General features: G+C 70.3%; 16 protein-coding genes and 2 pseudogenes. 7 read left to right on the plus strand and 11 right to left on the minus strand.

Annotation, left to right across the window (positions count from 1 at the left end):
• The 6 genes and pseudogenes from AB0389_RS33195 to AB0389_RS33220 form a co-directional block, all read right to left on the minus strand.
• A pseudogene (locus tag AB0389_RS33195) lies at positions 1 to 383 on the minus strand (protein spdB); the annotation flags it as partial.
• Entirely contained in the window at positions 380 to 700 is a 321-nt protein-coding gene (locus AB0389_RS33200) for a hypothetical protein (protein WP_366399263.1), read from the minus strand. The gene AB0389_RS33200 and the pseudogene AB0389_RS33195, both read right to left, overlap by 4 nt.
• Positions 697 to 966: a DUF6284 family protein gene (locus AB0389_RS33205; protein ID WP_366399264.1), complete on the minus strand. Its 270-nt coding sequence runs from the start codon at positions 964 to 966 to the stop codon at positions 697 to 699. Before AB0389_RS33205 ends, AB0389_RS33200 begins: the two co-directional genes overlap by 4 nt.
• Before the next feature lie 94 nt (positions 967 to 1,060).
• Positions 1,061 to 1,240: a hypothetical protein gene (locus AB0389_RS33210; protein ID WP_366399265.1), complete on the minus strand. Its 180-nt coding sequence runs from the start codon at positions 1,238 to 1,240 to the stop codon at positions 1,061 to 1,063.
• Between the two features lie 15 nt (positions 1,241 to 1,255).
• Complete coding sequence (locus tag AB0389_RS33215; RefSeq protein WP_366399266.1) at positions 1,256 to 1,726, minus strand: transcriptional regulator; 471 nt, start codon at positions 1,724 to 1,726, stop codon at positions 1,256 to 1,258.
• An 82-nt stretch (positions 1,727 to 1,808) separates the two neighbouring features.
• Positions 1,809 to 2,003, minus strand: a complete 195-nt coding sequence (locus AB0389_RS33220) for a hypothetical protein (protein WP_366399267.1) — start codon at positions 2,001 to 2,003, stop codon at positions 1,809 to 1,811.
• A gap of 970 nt (positions 2,004 to 2,973) precedes the next feature.
• On the opposite strand from AB0389_RS33220, the gene AB0389_RS33225 reads away from it, so the two are divergent.
• Positions 2,974 to 3,975 (plus strand): XRE family transcriptional regulator, encoded by a 1,002-nt coding sequence (locus tag AB0389_RS33225; RefSeq protein ID WP_366399268.1) that lies wholly within the window; start codon positions 2,974 to 2,976, stop codon positions 3,973 to 3,975.
• Here the strand turns inward: AB0389_RS33225 and AB0389_RS33230 are convergent.
• Positions 3,959 to 4,747, minus strand: a complete 789-nt coding sequence (locus tag AB0389_RS33230; RefSeq protein ID WP_366399269.1) for a GntR family transcriptional regulator — start codon at positions 4,745 to 4,747, stop codon at positions 3,959 to 3,961. The two genes, AB0389_RS33225 and AB0389_RS33230, sit on opposite strands and share 17 nt — an antisense overlap.
• A 602-nt stretch (positions 4,748 to 5,349) precedes the next feature.
• Here AB0389_RS33230 and AB0389_RS33235 point away from each other — a divergent pair.
• Positions 5,350 to 5,436 (plus strand): annotated as a pseudogene (locus tag AB0389_RS33235) (glutamine synthetase); the annotation flags it as partial.
• Between the two features lie 159 nt (positions 5,437 to 5,595).
• On the opposite strand, the gene AB0389_RS33240 reads toward AB0389_RS33235, so the two are convergent.
• Positions 5,596 to 6,117 (minus strand): pyridoxamine 5'-phosphate oxidase family protein, encoded by a 522-nt coding sequence (locus tag AB0389_RS33240; RefSeq protein ID WP_366399270.1) that lies wholly within the window; start codon positions 6,115 to 6,117, stop codon positions 5,596 to 5,598.
• Positions 6,118 to 6,285: 168 nt separating this feature from the next.
• Here AB0389_RS33240 and AB0389_RS33245 point away from each other — a divergent pair, with 168 nt between their 5' ends.
• Complete coding sequence (locus tag AB0389_RS33245; RefSeq protein ID WP_366399271.1) at positions 6,286 to 9,342, plus strand: bifunctional [glutamine synthetase] adenylyltransferase/[glutamine synthetase]-adenylyl-L-tyrosine phosphorylase; 3,057 nt, start codon at positions 6,286 to 6,288, stop codon at positions 9,340 to 9,342.
• A 31-nt stretch (positions 9,343 to 9,373) separates the two neighbouring features.
• Here the strand turns inward: AB0389_RS33245 and AB0389_RS33250 are convergent, their stop codons facing one another.
• The 3 genes from AB0389_RS33250 to AB0389_RS33260 form a co-directional block, all read right to left on the minus strand.
• Positions 9,374 to 9,982, minus strand: a complete 609-nt coding sequence (locus AB0389_RS33250; protein WP_366399272.1) for a hypothetical protein — start codon at positions 9,980 to 9,982, stop codon at positions 9,374 to 9,376.
• Between the two features lie 22 nt (positions 9,983 to 10,004).
• Positions 10,005 to 10,919 carry a phosphatase PAP2 family protein gene (locus AB0389_RS33255; protein WP_366399273.1) on the minus strand — a complete coding sequence of 305 codons (915 nt, stop codon included), beginning with the start codon at positions 10,917 to 10,919 and terminating at the stop codon, positions 10,005 to 10,007.
• 133 nt (positions 10,920 to 11,052) lie between these two features.
• Complete coding sequence (locus tag AB0389_RS33260; protein ID WP_366399274.1) at positions 11,053 to 12,084, minus strand: LacI family DNA-binding transcriptional regulator; 1,032 nt, start codon at positions 12,082 to 12,084, stop codon at positions 11,053 to 11,055.
• 295 nt (positions 12,085 to 12,379) lie between these two features.
• Between AB0389_RS33260 and AB0389_RS33265 the strand changes: the two genes are divergently transcribed.
• The 4 genes from AB0389_RS33265 (at position 12,380) to AB0389_RS33280 (ending at position 17,338) form a co-directional block, all read left to right on the plus strand.
• Entirely contained in the window at positions 12,380 to 13,654 is a 1,275-nt protein-coding gene (locus AB0389_RS33265) for an extracellular solute-binding protein (protein WP_366399275.1), read from the plus strand.
• Between the two features lie 2 nt (positions 13,655 to 13,656).
• Positions 13,657 to 14,685 (plus strand): sugar ABC transporter permease, encoded by a 1,029-nt coding sequence (locus AB0389_RS33270; RefSeq protein ID WP_366399276.1) that lies wholly within the window; start codon positions 13,657 to 13,659, stop codon positions 14,683 to 14,685.
• Entirely contained in the window at positions 14,682 to 15,575 is an 894-nt protein-coding gene (locus AB0389_RS33275) for a carbohydrate ABC transporter permease (protein WP_366399277.1), read from the plus strand. Before AB0389_RS33270 ends, AB0389_RS33275 begins: the two co-directional genes overlap by 4 nt.
• Positions 15,576 to 15,637: 62 nt before the next feature.
• A complete protein-coding gene (locus tag AB0389_RS33280; protein WP_366399278.1) occupies positions 15,638 to 17,338 on the plus strand; it encodes an alpha-amylase family glycosyl hydrolase in 1,701 nt (566 codons plus the stop codon).
• Positions 17,339 to 17,363: the final 25 nt, after the last annotated feature.

Consider the following 17,363-nt stretch of genomic DNA (forward strand, 5'->3'; position numbering starts at 1 on the left):
TCCAGGGCTTCGCCGGTGAGCGCGGTCCGCTCCCACAGCCCGTGCACCAGCCACAGTGCCTTGGCTGCGACGGGGAGCCATGCGACGGCCAGCCACGCACCGGCGTTGTCCTCGGCGGTGAGAGCGTGTGCGATCAGGACGCCGGTCGCCAGCACCCCGAACGACCAGCCCACGGCGGTCACGCCGTTGGAGTGGTCGCCCTGCGCGGCCAAGCGCCGTTCGTAGGCGAGGGTGGCCAGCCATCCCCCGTCGATCCCGAGACCGACGACCAGCGCGACCGGCCACGGCATCGCCGTACCCAGCCACATCACGACCACGGCCAACGTCAGGACCATCGACACCACCGTCATCGCGACGGCGGGCAACGCGGTCTTGGCACTCATACCGCACCCCCGGCATGGTCGGGGTGCGTGCTGTAGCCGACCAGCCGGACCTGCGCGCCGGCGTAGTCGGCCCGCACACTCAGGACCCGCGTCCGGCCGCTGCTCTGCTCCCCGTACTCCACCGTCTCCGGGCTGATACCGAGAGCGGCGCGCCATGTCTCGAACGCGGCGAAGTCGTCGTGGAACGAGACGGTCAGCAGCTCGGGGTAGATGGTGGAGACGGCCACGTCCGCGGCGGGCAGGGTGGGGAAGTCCACGGCCAGCACCCGCAGCACGGCCAGCGGGGCGGCCATGTCGGTCATGGTCTGGGTGCTCATGCGGCACCTCCCGGCACGAACGCCGGCGCGTCCTGGTTGGCGAGCGCGAGGCGGGCGGCGAGCACCCGGCGGTGGGCCCGGCGGATCCGGCGGGTGTCCAGCTCGGTGAGCGGCCGGTCGAGGGTCATGATCAGCGCGTCGAGCAACTCGACGTCCGCCGCGATGACCGGCATCTCCAGCTCGATCGCGTCCAGCTCGGCGGCGGTGGGCTCCACCCCGTCCGCGAACGCGGTAACGGCCTGTTGAACAGTGACGATGTACGTCATGAGTCGGATCTCTCCTAGCGGATGTAACGGCTCAGGGCGGCTCCGGAGGTGCAACTCCGGGGCCGCTCACCGTTGGTGTGGGTGTGGGTGGTGGTCAGAGTCCGGCCTGTCGGGTGATCTCGGCGCGGATGTCGTCACGGGTCGCGCCGGCGGCGAGTGCGCGGGCCACGGCCCGGTCCCGGTACGCGTTGGCGCGCTTCCCGTGGAGCCCGGCGGGGCCGCTCTTGTCGAGGATCTCGGCGGCGGCGACCTGGGCGGCTTTCTTCCTGTTCACGACGACGCCCCCGGTTCAGACGGTCGCGATGATGAGCGCGGCAACCAGCAGCCACACATGGTGGAAGGACTGGTCAAGCGCGTAGGCGCCGGTCCCCAGATGCGCGGACGGGGTACCGGCGGCGGTGACCGGGTGCGCGGGGTGCGTGCCGGTACCGAGCGAGTAGAACTCGCTCTGGCCGGTGACCCGGGCCAGCCACGCGAGGGTGGAACGCCGGTCGGCCCACCCGTGCGATACGGCGTCGACCAGCAGACCGACGACCACACCCGTCACGGACAGGTCCAGTCCCAGCAGCACGCCGACCGGGGCGAGCAGGGCCGCCTTGGTCACGGTCAGGGTGGCGACGTGGCAGGCGGCGGCGAGGCGGCCGGTCCAGCCGGGCAGTCCCTTCGTGCAGGACTGATGTGAGGTCTGGACCCAGTGGTCACCCACCGAGTGCCCGACCCATAAAGCGATGAACACGGCGGCGAAGACGGAAGCGTGCACGCGGATTTCTCCCCGATCAGCGGCGGGCCGGACTGTCCGGCTCCCCTCACCACCCGTACGGGACGGGCGGATCGGGCAGCCGTCAGTGACCGGGCTGCGCGGTGTGACCAGCGGCGTTACCGGCCGCATTCTGATACGCGGCCTGGTAGTACGGCAGACTCCCCTGCGACGGATGCCCCGGCGTCGACGCGATCTCCTCACACCGCCGGGCCAGACCATCGGCCCGGTTCTGCTCCTCGGCGGCGAACGCCTCGGACGGCTCCTGCCGGCGGCCCATCACCGGGTCCCCTTCGCACGAGCATCGTTCCGGCTCTGCTCGTTCCGTTCGGCATTCCTGCGGGCCAACTCGGCCCGCTCCGCATCTGTCAGACTGACGAACATCAGGTGCCTCCACATCAGGTGCCTGGTACGCGGGTCCCGGGTCTAGCCACCCGGGGCCTGCACTCGTTTTGACCACTCGGCACGAGTAGCCACAGCCACCCGCAGCCGCGCCGTGGCGCGGGTGCCGGTGACTGTGATCACTGGTACGCGGACCGCCCGGTCATCAGGTGACCGGGCGGGCGGTATCGGCTGATCAGCACGAACGGCCACGACCCGGACGGCGAAACCGTCCGGCCCTGGGGCCGTAATGACTCGGGCGGGCCGCCGCCGTGCCGGTCCAGCCCGGCGGCGCCCTGCGTCTTCGGCGGATCACAACGGCCCCTTTCTTGTGACGTGGATGGTTTTGCGTGTCTCCTTCGGGAACACGAGCTCCCGTTTCAGGCAGAGACGTGACCTTTCGGTCTCGATGCCCTCCGGTTGACCAGGGGTCCGGGTCCCTCGGCCCGATCTGTCCCGGGCCCCTTGCTGTGCAGCTTTCGAAGCAGCCCAAAGAAGGGCCGTTCGCGCTCCGCTTTCTGGTGCGCACCAGAAGGTTGACATCTGGTGCGCACCAGAGTCAAGCGGTTCGGTGAGTCGAGCGCCGTACCTGCCTTGCGGTGCGGTTCCAGAAGACCGCGCAGGTGGGGGGTCCCGGTAGCCAACAGCCCTTAACCTCAACGGTGTTAACCCCTGTTGACCTGCGGCGATGTGAGGCATGCTGTGAGGGTCAGCGAGGATCGACCGGCGGGCGGTGGCCAGTGGGTGAAGGACTCCGGGGCGCGCGAAAATCTCGCGGGTGGTCCCAAGAGCGCCTGATTCGAGAGATCGAGGAGTACGCCCGGCGACACCTCACGGACGTCGCGGCCACATCGAGCCTGCGCGTCTACGTGTCCGAGTGGGAGAACAACAAGCGGACCATCTCGGACCGGTACGCCGTGATCCTGCGCCACTTGCTCGGAGTCACGGACGCGGAACTCCGGGCGGCCCCCGCCACGACCGGACCGACCATGGCCGACGGTTATGACGACCTGCTCGCCCGGATCGACTCGGCAAGCAGCGTGGGGGAGTCCATGGTCAAGACGTTCAACGACCAGACCGAGCTACTGCGGACCATGGACCGGCAGATGGGGGCGTCCGGCCTTATCGACCAGATGACCGGTCACCTCGCGGCCCTCGAAGAGGCGCTCAACTTCGCCGTTCTCCCGGGGACGCGGCGGCCCGTGGCGCTCGCGCTCGCCGGCGCGTCCACGCTCGCGGCGTGGCAGGCGCTCGACACGGGAGCGGTCGAACGGGCGTGGCGCCACTACGAACTCGCGAAGAGAGCGGCGCAGGACGCGGACGCGCCCATGTACCTCGCGCACGCCATGGCGGAACAGGCGTACGTGCTGTGCGAGGCGGGCCGTCCGGCGCTCGGGGTCTCCCTCGTACGGGACGCGCAACGGACCGTGGCGGGGAAAGCCTCCCCACGACTCCGGGCATGGCTGTACGCGGCCGAAGCGGAGTTGTGCGCTCAGGCCGGAATGCCGGACGACTGCCGGCGCGCCCTCGAAGCGGCGGCCGGCAGCATCCCGGCCGGGCCCGAAGACCGGGACCCGGACATGCTGAGCATCTTCCTCAACAGCGCTCACCTCGCACGCTGGAACGGCAACGTGCTCGCGATGCTTGGTGATGACGACGCCGTGGGCAGCCTGTACAGCGCGCTCGAAGTGCTGGACCCGTCCTTCGTGCGCGCACAGGCAGGGCTGCGCTGCGACTTGGCCCATGCCCACCTCGCGCGCGGCGAGTACGACCAGGCCAACACGCACCTACGGCAGGCGCGGCTGCTCGCGAACCGTACGGGGTCCGTACGGCAGCGTCGCCGGATCGATCTCCTCAGCGCCCGGCTGTAGCACCCTGAGTGCCACGGTTGGCCAGTACGTGAAGCAGCGCAACGAGCGTGCCGGATCCCATCAGGTCACCCTTGGCCATCAGGCCCGGCACGTCCGACAGCGGCACCCACTCGACATGGCCGGCCTCTTCGAGATCGGTGGGCTCTCCGACGCGCTCGGCACCACGGCCCACGAAGATCTCGTGCGGAGAGTCGACCATCCCGACCATCGGCTGATACGTCACGACGTGGTCCAGTGAGGTGGGGCGCCACCCGGTCTCTTCCTCGACTTCCCGGTACGCCGTGGCCCTGGCATCTTCCCCGGCGTCCACGATGCCGCCCGGGAGCTCCCAACCCCACTGCTGGGGTACGAAGCGATACCGCCACAGCATGAGGACGCGGTCCTGGTCGTCCAGCACGGCGGAGATCGCCACGCGCTGAAGCTTGACCACGTGATGCTCGAAGCGCTCCATGCCGGGAGGCTCTACGTCCCACAGGTCGAGCTTCACCCAACGGTTGTCGTAGACGGTTCGCTCGCCGTGAATCTTCCACGGCTCCAGCCCGGTCGGAGTCTCGACACTCACCCCACCGGGGACCCGGTAGGAACTGCGTCCCCGGACTTCCAAGGCGCCTTCCGAGACCAGCCGCGCGAGCACCTGCCGCAGCGCGGTACGGCCGATGCCCAGTTGTTCCACCAGGGTCCGTTCCGACGGGAGCTTGTCTCCCGGGGCAAGCTCTCCGTTGGCGAGCCAATCCCGGATCGTCTCGTAGACCTTCGTCGTCTTCGGTCCCATCTGTGGAGTACTCCCCGATCGCTCGTTGATTTCGCCCGCTGTCTCGCAACAGATTGCGTTCTTCCCAAGCCTCGCACGTCTTGTTTGCGCGCTGGTTCTCCACGTAGCTCTACGCCGGATCACATCCGGAGTCATGTGCGCCCCTGTGCGCCACTGATCCGTGCTTGTTCCCTTCCTTGTGACGTTTGGTTGTGCGGACACTGAGTGACGAACCAATTCCAGTTGGAATCTCCCGGCAACGTGAGGGGCTGATCGGGCATGGGGACACAGTCCAGGTGCGGAGCACCGACGAAATCAGGAGGGAGCTGCCGGCGGTTGGCGATGGTGGGAACGTCTCGTTGCCAGCAACACCAGGGGTCGTGGTCGGCGTACGACGTGGCCAAGCGCAAGGCTGAAGAGGCCAAGAAGAAGCTGAAGCAACGACGTAAGAAGTAGCTGGTCAGGGGCCCGCGCGGGAGGAGCGCCCGGGCCGGTCGCGGGGCCGTCTGTGGGCCGTCCGAGGCTCGCCAACGGTGACCGACAACGACCAATGACGACCACCCGACGGCAGGCCAGCACGGGCGGTGGGGTGGTCGTCCCAGGGGCATCAGGCGCCCCATGACTTCCTGCGCAACAAGAAGCAGGAGTGGGAGGAGTACCGCTCCGAGGTCACGGCCTTCGAGCTGAAGAAGAACCTGCCGGTGCTGTAGACGGCGGGTGCGGTACGGCCGGCGGGCCGGTGCGGAGCTTCGGCTCCCGCCGGCCCGCCGTGCGTCGCTCCACGGCTGCCGGCGCCGGCAGCACCCCCGTCGCTGCCGGCACCGTGGTCGGCCATCCTGGACCGGACGGTGCCTCCGCCGCCACTCAATTCACGAGAAACGCCAGCGCGTCTGGCCGTACGGGTCCTTGGCGAAGCCGAAGGCCGTGCGGGGGAAGACCGCGAAGACCAGGGCCGTGTTGCCGCCGTTGCCGGTGAAGGCGCCCTCCCGTACCTCGACATGCCAGTCCGGGCCGTACTTGGCCTCCCACGCCCCCGCCAGCGCCGTCAGCCGGCCCTCGTCGGCGACGCGTACGGCCGTTCCCTCGATCACGAGGTCGCAGCCGCCGCGGAGGGTGTTCGTGCCCGTCGTGAGGACGACCTCCGGGCTGTGGGCGAGGTTCCTGGCCTTCCGCTCGCCCGCGCCGGTGCAGAAGTAGAGCGCGCCGTCCCACCACAGGGCCAGCAGCGGGGTGACATGCGGGCGGCCCTCGGGCCGTACGGTCGTCAGCCAGAAGACCTCGGCCCCGGCCAGCAGCTCCACCGCCCGCGGCCAGGGGAGGGGCTCGGCCGCCGGGTCGCCGTAGCGGGGGTCCAGTTCGGTGCGGGGGTCCTTGGGGGAGTTCGGGGGCATGGGGGTGTCTGCCTCTCGTCGGTGCCGGGGTGCGGCTCGTGAGCCGTCCGCTTCCGGATGTATTGACCGTGCCCGTCGCCGCGACTCATCGGATCCTGCGGCTAGGCTCCATCGCAGGGTTTCCGGAGCGTTGAGGACATCCGGAGCGTGGACAGGAGACGGCTACCTATGGCACTGCCGGGGCGCAGAAGCAGTACGTTCACCCGCCTGCTGCGGCACGGCTTCACCGACCCGTCCGCCGCCGAGCGGCTGCTCGGGCTGCCCGAGCTGGCTTCCGTACGGTCCGAGCCGATGTTCCTCGACGCCCTCGGCGGCGCCGCCGACCCCGATCTCGCGCTGCGCTCGCTCGTCCGGCTGGCCGAGGCGCACCGGCCCGACGAGCGGCGGGTGCTGCTGGACACGGTGGTGACGGCGAAGCCCCTGCGGGACCGGCTGCTCGGGGTGCTGGGCGCCTCCGAGGCGCTCGGGGACCATCTGGCCAGGCACCCCGGCGACTGGCACGTCCTGGAGACGTACGAGCCCGCCGACCTGCATCCCGGGGTCCCCGAGTTCGAGCGCGTCCTCGCCGCGGCGACCGACCCCGTCTCGCTGCGGATCGCCTACCGCCGGAGCCTGCTCTCCATAGCGGCCAGGGACGTCTGCGGGACGACGGATGTCGCCGAGACCGCCGCCGAGCTGGCCGACCTCGCCACGGCGACCCTGCGCGCGGCCCTCGCGATCGCCAAGGCCGCCGCCCCCGAGGACGCCGCCGTCTGCCGGCTCGCGGTCATCGCGATGGGCAAGTGCGGCGGCCACGAGCTGAACTACGTCTCCGACGTGGACGTGATCTTCGTCGGGGAGCCGGCCGAGACCGCGGAGGGCGCTCCCGACGCCGACGAGGGCGCGGCCATCCGGGCGGCGACCCGGCTGGCGTCGCACCTGATGCGGATCTGCTCCGAGTCCAACATGGAGGGCACGATCTGGCCGGTCGACGCCAACCTCCGGCCCGAGGGGCGCAACGGACCGCTCGTACGGACACTCAGCAGCCATCTCGCCTACTACCAGCGCTGGGCCAAGACCTGGGAGTTCCAGGCGCTGCTCAAGGCCCGCGCGGTCGCCGGGGACCCGGAGCTCGGCGCGCGGTACATCGACGCCGTCTCGCCGCTGGTCTGGCAGGCCGCCGAGCGCGACCACTTCGTCCCCGACGTGCAGAAGATGCGCCGCCGGGTCGTCGACAACATCCCGCCCGGCCAGGTGGAGCGCGAGCTGAAGCTCGGCCCCGGCGGGCTGCGCGACGTCGAATTCGCCGTCCAGCTCCTCCAGTTGGTGCACGGCCGCAGCGACTCCACGCTGCGCGGCGGCTCCACGCTCGACGCGCTGGCCGCGCTCGCGGCGGGCGGCTACGTGGGCCGTACGGACGCGGCGCAGCTGGACGAGGCGTACCGCTTCCTGCGCGCGATGGAGCACCGGATCCAGCTCTACCGGCTCCGGCGCACGCATCTGGTGCCGGAGGACGAGGCGGACCTGCGGCGGCTCGGGCGCTCGCTCGGGCTGCGCGGCGATCCGGTCGCCGAGCTGAACCGGGCCTGGAAGCGGCACGCCGCCGTCGTCCGGCGGCTGCACGAGAAGATCTTCTACCGGCCGCTGCTCGACGCGGTCGCCCAGCTCGCCCCCGGCGAGACCCGGCTCTCCCCGAAGGCGGCGGGCCAGCGGCTGGAGGCGCTGGGGTACGCGGATCCGGTGGCGGCGCTGCGCCATCTGGAGGCGCTGTCGTCCGGGGTGACCCGCAAGGCGGCGATCCAGCGGACGCTGCTGCCGGTGCTGCTCGGCTGGTTCGCGGACTCGGCCGACCCCGACGCCGGGCTGCTCGGCTTCCGCAAGGTCTCGGACGCGCTGGGCAAGACGCCCTGGTATCTGCGGCTCCTGCGCGACGAGGGGGCCGCCGCCGAGAACCTCGCGCGCGTGCTGTCGGCCGGGCGGCTCGCCCCCGATCTGCTGCTGCGGGCGCCCGAGGCGGTGGCCATGCTCGGCGACCCCAACGGGCTGACACCGCGCGGCCGTGACCATCTGGAGCAGGAGGTCCTCGCGGCGGTCGGCCGCGCGGACACCGCCGAGGGCGCGGTCGAGTCGGCGCGCGGGGTGCGCAGGCGGGAGCTGTTCCGTACGACGGCCGCCGACATCATCGGCTCGTACGGTACGGAGGAGAGCCCGGCGGAGAAGGACCCGGGGGCGCTGGTCGACCGGGTGGGGAACGCGCTCACCGATCTCAACGCGGCCACCCTCGCGGGCGCCCTGCGCGCCGTCGTACGCACCCAGTGGGGCGACACACTGCCGACCCGGTTCGCGGTCATCGGCATGGGCCGGTTCGGCGGGCACGAGATGGGATACGGCTCGGACGCGGACGTGCTCTTCGTCCACGAACCGCGCGACGGCGTCGACGAGCAGGAGGCGGCCCGGGCGGCGAACGCGGTGGTGACCGAGATGCGGCGGCTGCTCCAAGTGCCCTCCTCCGAACCGCCGTTGCTGATCGACGCCGATCTGCGGCCGGAGGGCAAGAGCGGCCCGATGGTCCGGACGCTCGCCTCGTACGCCGCGTACTACCGCCGCTGGTCGCTGGGGTGGGAGAGCCAGGCGCTGCTGCGCGCCGAGCCGATGGCGGGCGACGCGGAGCTGGGCCGCCGCTTCATCGAGCTGATCGATCCGCTGCGCTATCCCGCCGAGGGCCTCGGCGACGAGGCGGTACGGGAGATCCGCCGGCTCAAGGCGCGTATGGAGACCGAGCGGCTGCCGCGTGGCGCGGACCGTACGCTCCACACCAAGCTGGGCAGGGGCGGGCTCTCCGACGTCGAGTGGACGGTCCAGCTCCTCCAGATGCGCCACGGTCACGCGGTCCCCGCGCTGCGCACCACCCGCACCCGCGCGGCGCTGGCGGCGGCCGGCGCGGCGGGGCTGCTCGCGCCGGAGGACGCGCGGATCCTCGACGACGCGTGGGTGCTGGCGACCCGGGTGCGCAACGGCGCGATGCTGGTCCGCGGCCGTCCTGGCGACACCTTCCCTTCGGACGCCCGCGAACTCGGCGCCATGGGCCGCTACCTGGGCTACGCACCCGGCCCCACCGCCTCCCAGGGCACCCGCCCGCCGGCCGCGCCCGCGTCGTACAGCGGGGACATGCTGGAGGACTACCGCCGTACGACGCGCCGGGCGCGCGCGGTGGTGGACAAGCTGTTCTACGGGACGGGGGACTGAGGGGCGGGGCGGGGGCCGAAGAGGGCGGGGCTCAGTCCGGGCAGCCGTTCGGGGAGCCGTCCGCCGTGGAGTCGATGGACACGCGGTAGCCGGATCCGGAGCTGAATTCGGGTCCGGGCTTGCGCTCTTCGTCGAGAGCGAGCACTCCCTCGGCCAGGAAGAAGACGTCCAGTATCGTGCTGTCGTCGTCCTTGCCGAGGGTGAAGCACAGATCCGCGGGTTCCCCCGCTTTCGCCCGCTCCCCGTACTCCCCGGAGGGATCGTAGGCGCCGGACAGCTTCCAGCCGTCGCGCTTCGCCGCCTCCCGGTAGTACGCGGTCACTTCGGCCTTGTCGCCGGGGAATACGTAGGTGCGGTCGGCCCACACATAGGCGGAGCCGCTGTCCGCCCAGCAGCCGGAGTCGACCTCCTCGAAGCCCTTCGGCACGATGGCGCCCTCCGGGTGGGAGCCGAGGACGCCATACGACTCCGCCTCCTCGATCCGGCGCTCGCTGTCCTCGCAGCCCCGGTCCAGCGCGGCGTCCAGAAGTTCGCAGCCGGTGAGCGCGCCGGTCGCGGTTATCAGCGACAGCAGAAGTGCGGCGTAACGGCTGTGACGGCCGTTACGGCCGGTTCCGGGGCGGGGTGCCAAGACGGCCAAGACGACTCCTGTGGTTCAGAGATCAGTACGCCTCCTGCCTCTCGGCGGGGCGTTCCGGGCGCTCTGTCGCGACCCGTCGCGGCAGACGGTACGGCAGCGAGCCGTACCAGAGGGCCGAGACGGCGAAGCCGAACGCCAGGCAGATCATGCCTCCCACGGCGTCCAGCCAGAAGTGGTTGGCGGTGGAGACGATCACCACCAGGGTGGCCGCGGGGTAGAGCAGGCCGAGGATTCTCGCCCAGGGCGCCTTGGCGAGCGCGAAGATGGTCAGGCCGCACCAGAGCGACCAGCCGATGTGCATCGACGGCATCGCCGCGTACTGGTTCGACATGTTCTTGAGGTTGCCGGAGGCCATCGACCCCCATGTCTGGTGGTGCGCGACCGTGTCGATGAAGCCCTCGCCGGTCATCAGCCGGGGCGGCGCCAGCGGATACAGGTAGTAACCGAGCAGGGCCACCAGCGTGGTCGAGAAGAGCACCAGCCGGGTCGCCGCGTAACGGCCGGGATGGCTCCGGAAGAGCCAGATCAGCACACCGATCGTGACAATGAAATGCAAGGTCGCGTAGTAGTAGTTCATGCCGATGATCAACCACGTCACCGAATCCACCGCGTGATTGATCGAACGCTCCACCGCGATACCGAGCGTGTGTTCCGTACGCCAGATCCAGTCCGCGTTACTGAGCGCTTTCGCTTTCTGTTCCGGGACCGCGTTACGGATCAGCGAGTAGGTGTAGTAACTCACCGCGATCAGCAGGATCTCGAACCAGATGCGCGGGCGACGGGGCGTCCGCAGGCGCCGGTGCCAGGCTGTCCGGGGGCCGGCGGCCTCGGGAGGGCCGGGCGGATCTTCGGTCGCCGGGCGGGCCGCCTCGTCAGGGATGGGTGACGGAGGAGTGGCCGTTCGGCTTTCCTGTGTGTTCACGGTGGATTCACCCATGGTGGGAAAGTCTGCCAGATTCGAGCCCCCGACCGATCATCCCTCGGTCCTGTTCGGGGCGCATTCGCTACTACTCAAGTACGACTCACTCCTCAGTACGAGAGCCGAGCCACCGCGTCACCGAGCCATCGCGTCACCGCGGCACGGCGGGGGCCGGACCCGAGGCGGTGGAACCGCGTACGACCAGCTCCGGCATGAAGACGAATTCACTGTGCGGCGCGGGCGTACCGCCGATCTCCTCCAGGAGCGTGCGCACCGCGGCCTGGCCCATCGCCGGCACCGGCTTGCGTACCGTCGTCAGCGGCGGATCCGTGAACGCTATGAGAGGCGAGTCGTCGAAGCCGACGACCGACAGATCCCTGGGCACCTCCAGACCGAGCCGGCGCGCGGCCCTGATCGCGCCGAGCGCCATCATGTCGCTGGCGCACACCACCGCCGTACAGCCGCGCTCGATCAGCGCGGAGGCCGCCGCCTGGCCGCCCTCCAGGGTGAACAGCGACTGCTGGATCAGCTCCTCGGTCTCCTCGGCGGACAGCCCCAGCAGCTCCGGTACGACCGTACGGAACCCCTCGATCTTGCGGAGTACGGGGACGAAGCGCTTCGGACCCACCGCGAGGCCGATCCGCTGGTGGCCGAGCGAGACGAGATGGGTCACCGCGAGCCGGACGGCCGCGCGGTCGTCGGGGGAGATGAACGGCGCCCGCACCTTCGGCGAGAAGCCGTCCACGAGGACGAACGGCACGCCCTGGGAGCCCAGTTTCTCGTACCGCCGCATGTCGGCCGACGTATCGGCGTGCAGCCCGGAGACGAAGATGATGCCGGCGACGTCCCGTTCGACGAGCATCTCCGTCAACTCGTCCTCGGTCGAGCCGCCGGGGGTCTGGGTCGCCAGCACCGGGGTGTAGCCCTGGCGGGTCAGCGCCTGGCCGATGACCTGGGCGAGCGCCGGGAAGATCGGGTTCTCCAGCTCGGGCGTGATCAGCCCGACGAGCCCCGCGCTGCGGCGGCGCAGACGTACGGGGCGTTCGTATCCGAGGACGTCGAGCGCGGCGAGTACGGACTCGCGGGTGGTCGCGGCAACCCCGGGTTTGCCGTTCAGAACGCGGCTGACCGTCGCTTCACTGACCCCCGCCTGAGCTGCGATATCGGCAAGCCGTGCGGTCATGGGAGTGGACTGTACCGGGCGTGTGTCGGATTGCCCACCACGCATGGCTTCCGACCGCGGCAGCAAGCTCTTGCAAGATCTTGCGAACCCTCCGCCGATCGCCCTGTCAGCTCAAGGCCCTCCAGTCAAGGGATTGGCCAACACTCGCCAACGTACGCACGGGACACACCCCGGTAACGATCGGCACTTCTTGCAGAAATATTCCGCAAGGTCTTTCGGCGTTCTTGCATCGCTGTTAACTTCACCACCGACCCGGCGCCGCGACGGAGCGGTACGGCAGTTGTAAGGAGTTCGGATGCGACGTGGCATAACGGCCACCGCCCTGGCCGCGATCCTGGCCCTCGCGGCGACCGCCTGCGGAAGTGACGGCGACTCAGGAAGCGCCGGTGGCAAGGGTGGTGAGCTGTCGGGGACGGTCACCTGGTGGGACACCTCGACCGTCGGCAGCGAGGACAAGGTCTTCAGGAAGCTGGCCGAGGGCTTCACCGCCCAGCACCCGAAGGTCAAGGTCAACTACGTCAACGTGCCCTTCGGCGACGCCCAGAACAAGTTCAAGAACGCCGCGCAGTCCGGCTCCGGCGCGCCCGACGTCATCCGCTCCGAGGTCGCCTGGACCCCCGAGTTCGCCGACCTCGGCTACCTCGCGCCGCTGGACGGCACGCCCGCGCTCAAGGACGAGAAGGACTTCCTGCCGCAGGCCGCCGCCTCGACCCGGTACGACGACAAGACCTACGCGGCGCCGCAGGTCATCGACTCCATGGGCATCTTCTACAACAAGAAGATCTTCAAGGAGGCGGGGGTGGAAGTGCCCGGGACCGTCGACGAGTTGAAGAGCGTCTCGAAGAAGATCAAGAGCAGGACCGGCAAGACCGGCCTCTATCTGCGCGGCGACGACGCCTACTGGTTCCTGTCGTTCCTGTACGGCGAGGGCGGCAACCTGGTCGACGCCAAGTCCAAGACCGTCACCGTCGACGACCCCGCCGGCGTCAAGGCCATGACCGTCGTCAAGGACCTCGTCGACTCCGGCGCGGCCAAGACCGACGCCACCGACGGCTGGGAGAACATGCAGGCGTCGTTCAAGGACGGCGATGTCGCGATGATCATCAACGGCCCGTGGGCCGTCGCCGACACCTACGGCGGCGCGCAGTTCAAGGACAAGGCCAACCTCGGCATCGCGCCCGTACCGGCCGGATCCGCCGGGCAGGGCGCCCCGCAGGGCGGCCACAACCTCGCGGTGTACGCCGGTTCCAAGAACCTCGACGCCTCCTACGCCTTCACCGCGTACATGACGTCCGCCGAGAGCCAGGCCAAGGTCGCCGAGGAGCTCAGCCTGCTCCCGACCCGTACCTCGGTCTACGCGCGCCCGGAGGTCGCGAAGAACGAGATCGTCGGCTTCTTCAAGCCCGTCGTCGACAAGGCCATCGAGCGCCCCTGGATCCCGGAGACCGGCAGCCTGTTCGCGCCGCTCGTCACCGAGTACACCAAGGTCCTCACCGGCCAGACCACCCCGGAGAAGGGCGTCGAGTCCACCGGGGACGCCTACCGCAAGCTGCTCAAGGGCTGGAAGTAGCCATGGCTGTCCACACCGGCCAGTCGGTGGCACCGGCCGCGGACGGTACCCCCGTCCGCGGCCGGAGCCGCGGCACTGGCGACCCGGCCGGGAAGACCCGGACCGACGGCGGGTTCCGGCGCGCCCTCGCGACCCACTGGTACGCCTGGACCATGGTCGCCCCGGTCGTCGTCGTGATCGGCGTGATCATCGGATACCCGCTGCTGCGCGGCGTCTATCTGTCGCTCACCGACGCCAATGAGCGCAACGTCGAGCGGAACATCGGCGTCAACCACATCCCGGCGACCTACGAGTTCGTCGGACTCGACAACTACGCCGACGCTCTGACGGGCAGTCAGTTCCTGGCCACGCTCGGCTGGACCCTGGTGTGGACGGTCTCCTGCGTCAGCGTCACCTTCGCGCTCGGCCTGGGGCTGGCCACCCTCCTCAACCGCCGGATCGCCGGCCGCTCCCTCTACCGGATGCTGCTGATCCTGCCCTGGGCCGTACCGGGCTTCGTCTCCGTCTTCGCCTGGCGCTTCCTCTACAACGAGGACCGCGGCTTCCTGAACAAGCTGCTTGCGGGCGGCGGCATCGACGCGGTGCCCTGGCTCAACGACCCCACCTGGGCCAAGTTCTCGGTCATCGCCGTCAACGTCTGGCTCGGCGTGCCCTTCATGATGGTCGCGCTGCTCGGCGGGCTCCAGGCCATCCCCGGGGAGATGTACGAGGCCGCCGAGATGGACGGCGCGAACGCCCGGCAGCGGTTCCGCCACATCACCGTGCCGGCGCTGCGGCCGGTCAGCACGACCGTGATCCTGCTCTCCACCATCTGGACGTTCAACATGTTCCCGGTGATCTTCCTGCTCACCCGGGGCGGGCCGGGCGAGGCGACCCAGATCCTGGTCACCCAGGCGTACAAGTTCTCCTTCGAGATCAGCCCGCGCGACTACGCGCAGTCCTCCACCTGGGGCGTGCTGATCCTCGTCCTCCTGATGCTCTTCGCCGCGGTCTACCGGCGAGTCCTCCGCAAGCAGGGAGATACGTGGTGACCACCGCCACCGCCACGGCCCGCGCCACCGCCCGCGCCGTCGCTCCGACCGCCAACACGCCGCGCCGCGGGCGGCGTTCGCCGCTCGCCTCCGTCGCGCTGCACATCACGCTCGTCGTCGCGTCCGTCATCGCCGTCTTCCCGGTGCTCTGGGTCTTCCTGACCTCGCTCAAGCCCGCGAGCTACGCGACGACCACCGACTTCTTCCGCGACACGACGTTCGAGAACTACACCGACCTGCTGCGCGACACCCCGTTCCTCACCTGGTTCGGCAACTCGCTCCTCGTCGCCGGCCTCACCACCCTCCTCGGGGTGTTCACCGCCGCCACCACCGGCTACGCGGTCAGCCGCTTCCGCTTCCCCGGCAAGCGCGGACTGATGTGGACGCTGCTGGTCACCCAGATGTTCCCGGTCGCCGTCCTCATCGTGCCGATCTACAACATCATGGCGGGGCTCGGGCTGCTCAACAGGTCCGCCGGCCTGGTCATCACCTACCTGACCATCTCCGTGCCGTTCTGCGCCTGGATGATGAAGGGCTTCTTCGACACCATCCCCCGGGAGATCGACGAGTCCGGCATGGTCGACGGACTGAACCCCTTCGGCACCTTCTTCCGGCTGATCCTGCCGCTCGCGCAGCCGGGGCTCGCGGTGACCGCGTTCTACTCCTTCATCACCGCCTGGGGCGAAGTCGCCTACGCCTCGGCCTTCATGGTCGGCGACGAGAACCTCACGCTCGCCGGCGGCCTCCAGAAGTTCGTCAACCAGTACGGCGCCCAGTGGGGCCCGATGACCGCCGCGTCCGTCCTGATCGCGATCCCCGCCGCGCTGGTCTTCCTCTTCGCGCAGCGGCATCTCGTCACCGGGATGTCGGCCGGGGCGGTCAAGGGCTGACCGGCCGTACGTCTCCTTCAAGACCCAGATATGTCAGACACCCCAGACACCCCAGGGACACCATGACCCAGCACCTCGCTGCCCCTTTCACCGGCACGTCCGACGACGCCCCGGGCCACCGCCACGGCTGGTGGCAGGACGCGGTGATCTACCAGGTCTATCCACGCAGCTTCGCCGACGGCAACGGCGACGGGATGGGCGACCTCGACGGGGTGCGGCGCCGCCTCCCGTACCTCGCCGAGCTGGGCGTCGACGCCGTCTGGCTCAGCCCGTTCTACGCCTCCCCGCAGGCCGACGCGGGGTACGACGTGGCCGACTACCGCGCCATCGACCCGATGTTCGGCACCCTGCTGGACGCCGACGCGCTGATCCGTGACGCCCACGAACTGAATCTGCGGATCATCGTGGACCTCGTCCCCAACCACTCCTCGTCGGAGCACGAGTGGTTCAAGCGCGCCCTGCGCGAAGGGCCGGGCTCCGCGCTGCGCGAGCGCTACCACTTCCGGCCGGGGAAGGGCCAGGACGGCGAACTGCCGCCCAACGACTGGGATTCCATCTTCGGCGGCCCCGCCTGGACGCGGACCACCGACCCGGACGGCGCCCCCGGCGACTGGTATCTGCACCTCTTCGCGCCCGAGCAGCCCGACTTCAACTGGGACCACCCGGCCGTCGCCGACGAGTTCCGCTCCATCCTGCGCTTCTGGCTCGACATGGGCGTCGACGGCTTCCGCGTGGACGTCGCCCACGGGCTGGTCAAGGAGGCAGGACTGCCCGACATCGGCGCGGGCGGCCAGCTGCGGCTGCTCGGCAACGACGTCATGCCGTTCTTCGACCAGGACGGGGTGCACGAGGTCTACCGGCAGTGGCGCACCATCCTCGACGAGTACCCCGGCGACCGCATCGCCGTCGCCGAGGCCTGGACCCCCACCGTCGAGCGCACCGCCAACTACGTACGCCCCGACGAACTCCACCAGGCGTTCAACTTCCAGTACCTGGGCACCTCCTGGGAGGCGTCCGCGCTGCGCGAGGTCATCGAGGTCTCGCTCGCCGCGATGCGCCCGGTCGGCGCCCCGGCCACCTGGGTGCTCTCCAACCACGATGTGACCCGGCACGCCACCCGCTTCGCGAGCCCGCCCGGCGTCGGCACCCAGACCCGGCTGGCCGGCGACCGTACGCTCGGACTGCGCCGGGCCCGCGCGGCGACGCTGCTCATGCTGGCCCTGCCCGGTTCCGCCTATCTCTACCAGGGCGAGGAGCTGGGGCTGCCCGACGTCACCGACCTGCCCGACGAGGCACGCCAGGACCCGTCGTTCTTCCGCGCGGACGGCCAGGACGGCTTCCGCGACGGGTGCCGGGTGCCCATCCCCTGGACGCGCGAGGGGAGTTCGTACGGCTTCGGCGACGGCGGCAGCTGGCTTCCGCAGCCGGCCGGCTGGGGCGCGCACTCCGTCGAGGCGCAGACCGGCGACCCGGACTCCACGCTGGAGCTGTACCGGGCGGCCCTGACCGTACGCAAGGAGCACCCGGGGCTCGGCGCGGGCACGGACGTGGAGTGGTACGAGGCGCCCGAGGGCGTGCTCGCGCTCGGCCGGCCCGGTTTCCGCTGCACGGTCAACACGACGGACGCGCCGGTACGGATCGCGACGCCCGGCCGCCCGCTGCTGGCCAGCGGCCCGGTCCCGGGCGCGGTCCCGGTCCAGGCCGGGGACGACGGCGGCCACACCGAGCTGCCCGCCGACACCACGGTGTGGTGGGCCGTGTAACCGGCCCAGCCCCCCTTTGACGCAC

The organism is Streptomyces sp. NPDC093109 (genome assembly GCF_040701725.1).
Classification (GTDB): Bacteria; Actinomycetota; Actinomycetes; order Streptomycetales; family Streptomycetaceae; genus Streptomyces.

Bases quoted from the DNA above. Each gene is read 5' to 3' on its own strand.
- AB0389_RS33200 (WP_366399263.1), bottom strand. From the start codon at position 700: ATGAGCACCCAGACCATGACCGACATGGCCGCCCCGCTGGCCGTGCTG.
- AB0389_RS33205 (WP_366399264.1), bottom strand. From the start codon at position 966: ATGACGTACATCGTCACTGTTCAACAGGCCGTTACCGCGTTCGCGGAC.
- AB0389_RS33220 (WP_366399267.1), bottom strand. From the start codon at position 2,003: ATGGGCCGCCGGCAGGAGCCGTCCGAGGCGTTCGCCGCCGAGGAGCAG.
- AB0389_RS33230 (WP_366399269.1), bottom strand. From the start codon at position 4,747: ATGGGACCGAAGACGACGAAGGTCTACGAGACGATCCGGGATTGGCTC.
- AB0389_RS33240 (WP_366399270.1), bottom strand. From the start codon at position 6,117: ATGCCCCCGAACTCCCCCAAGGACCCCCGCACCGAACTGGACCCCCGC.
- AB0389_RS33245 (WP_366399271.1), top strand. From the start codon at position 6,286: ATGGCACTGCCGGGGCGCAGAAGCAGTACGTTCACCCGCCTGCTGCGG.
- AB0389_RS33255 (WP_366399273.1), bottom strand. From the start codon at position 10,919: ATGGGTGAATCCACCGTGAACACACAGGAAAGCCGAACGGCCACTCCT.
- AB0389_RS33260 (WP_366399274.1), bottom strand. From the start codon at position 12,084: ATGACCGCACGGCTTGCCGATATCGCAGCTCAGGCGGGGGTCAGTGAA.
- AB0389_RS33265 (WP_366399275.1), top strand. From the start codon at position 12,380: ATGCGACGTGGCATAACGGCCACCGCCCTGGCCGCGATCCTGGCCCTC.
- AB0389_RS33270 (WP_366399276.1), top strand. From the start codon at position 13,657: ATGGCTGTCCACACCGGCCAGTCGGTGGCACCGGCCGCGGACGGTACC.
- AB0389_RS33280 (WP_366399278.1), top strand. From the start codon at position 15,638: ATGACCCAGCACCTCGCTGCCCCTTTCACCGGCACGTCCGACGACGCC.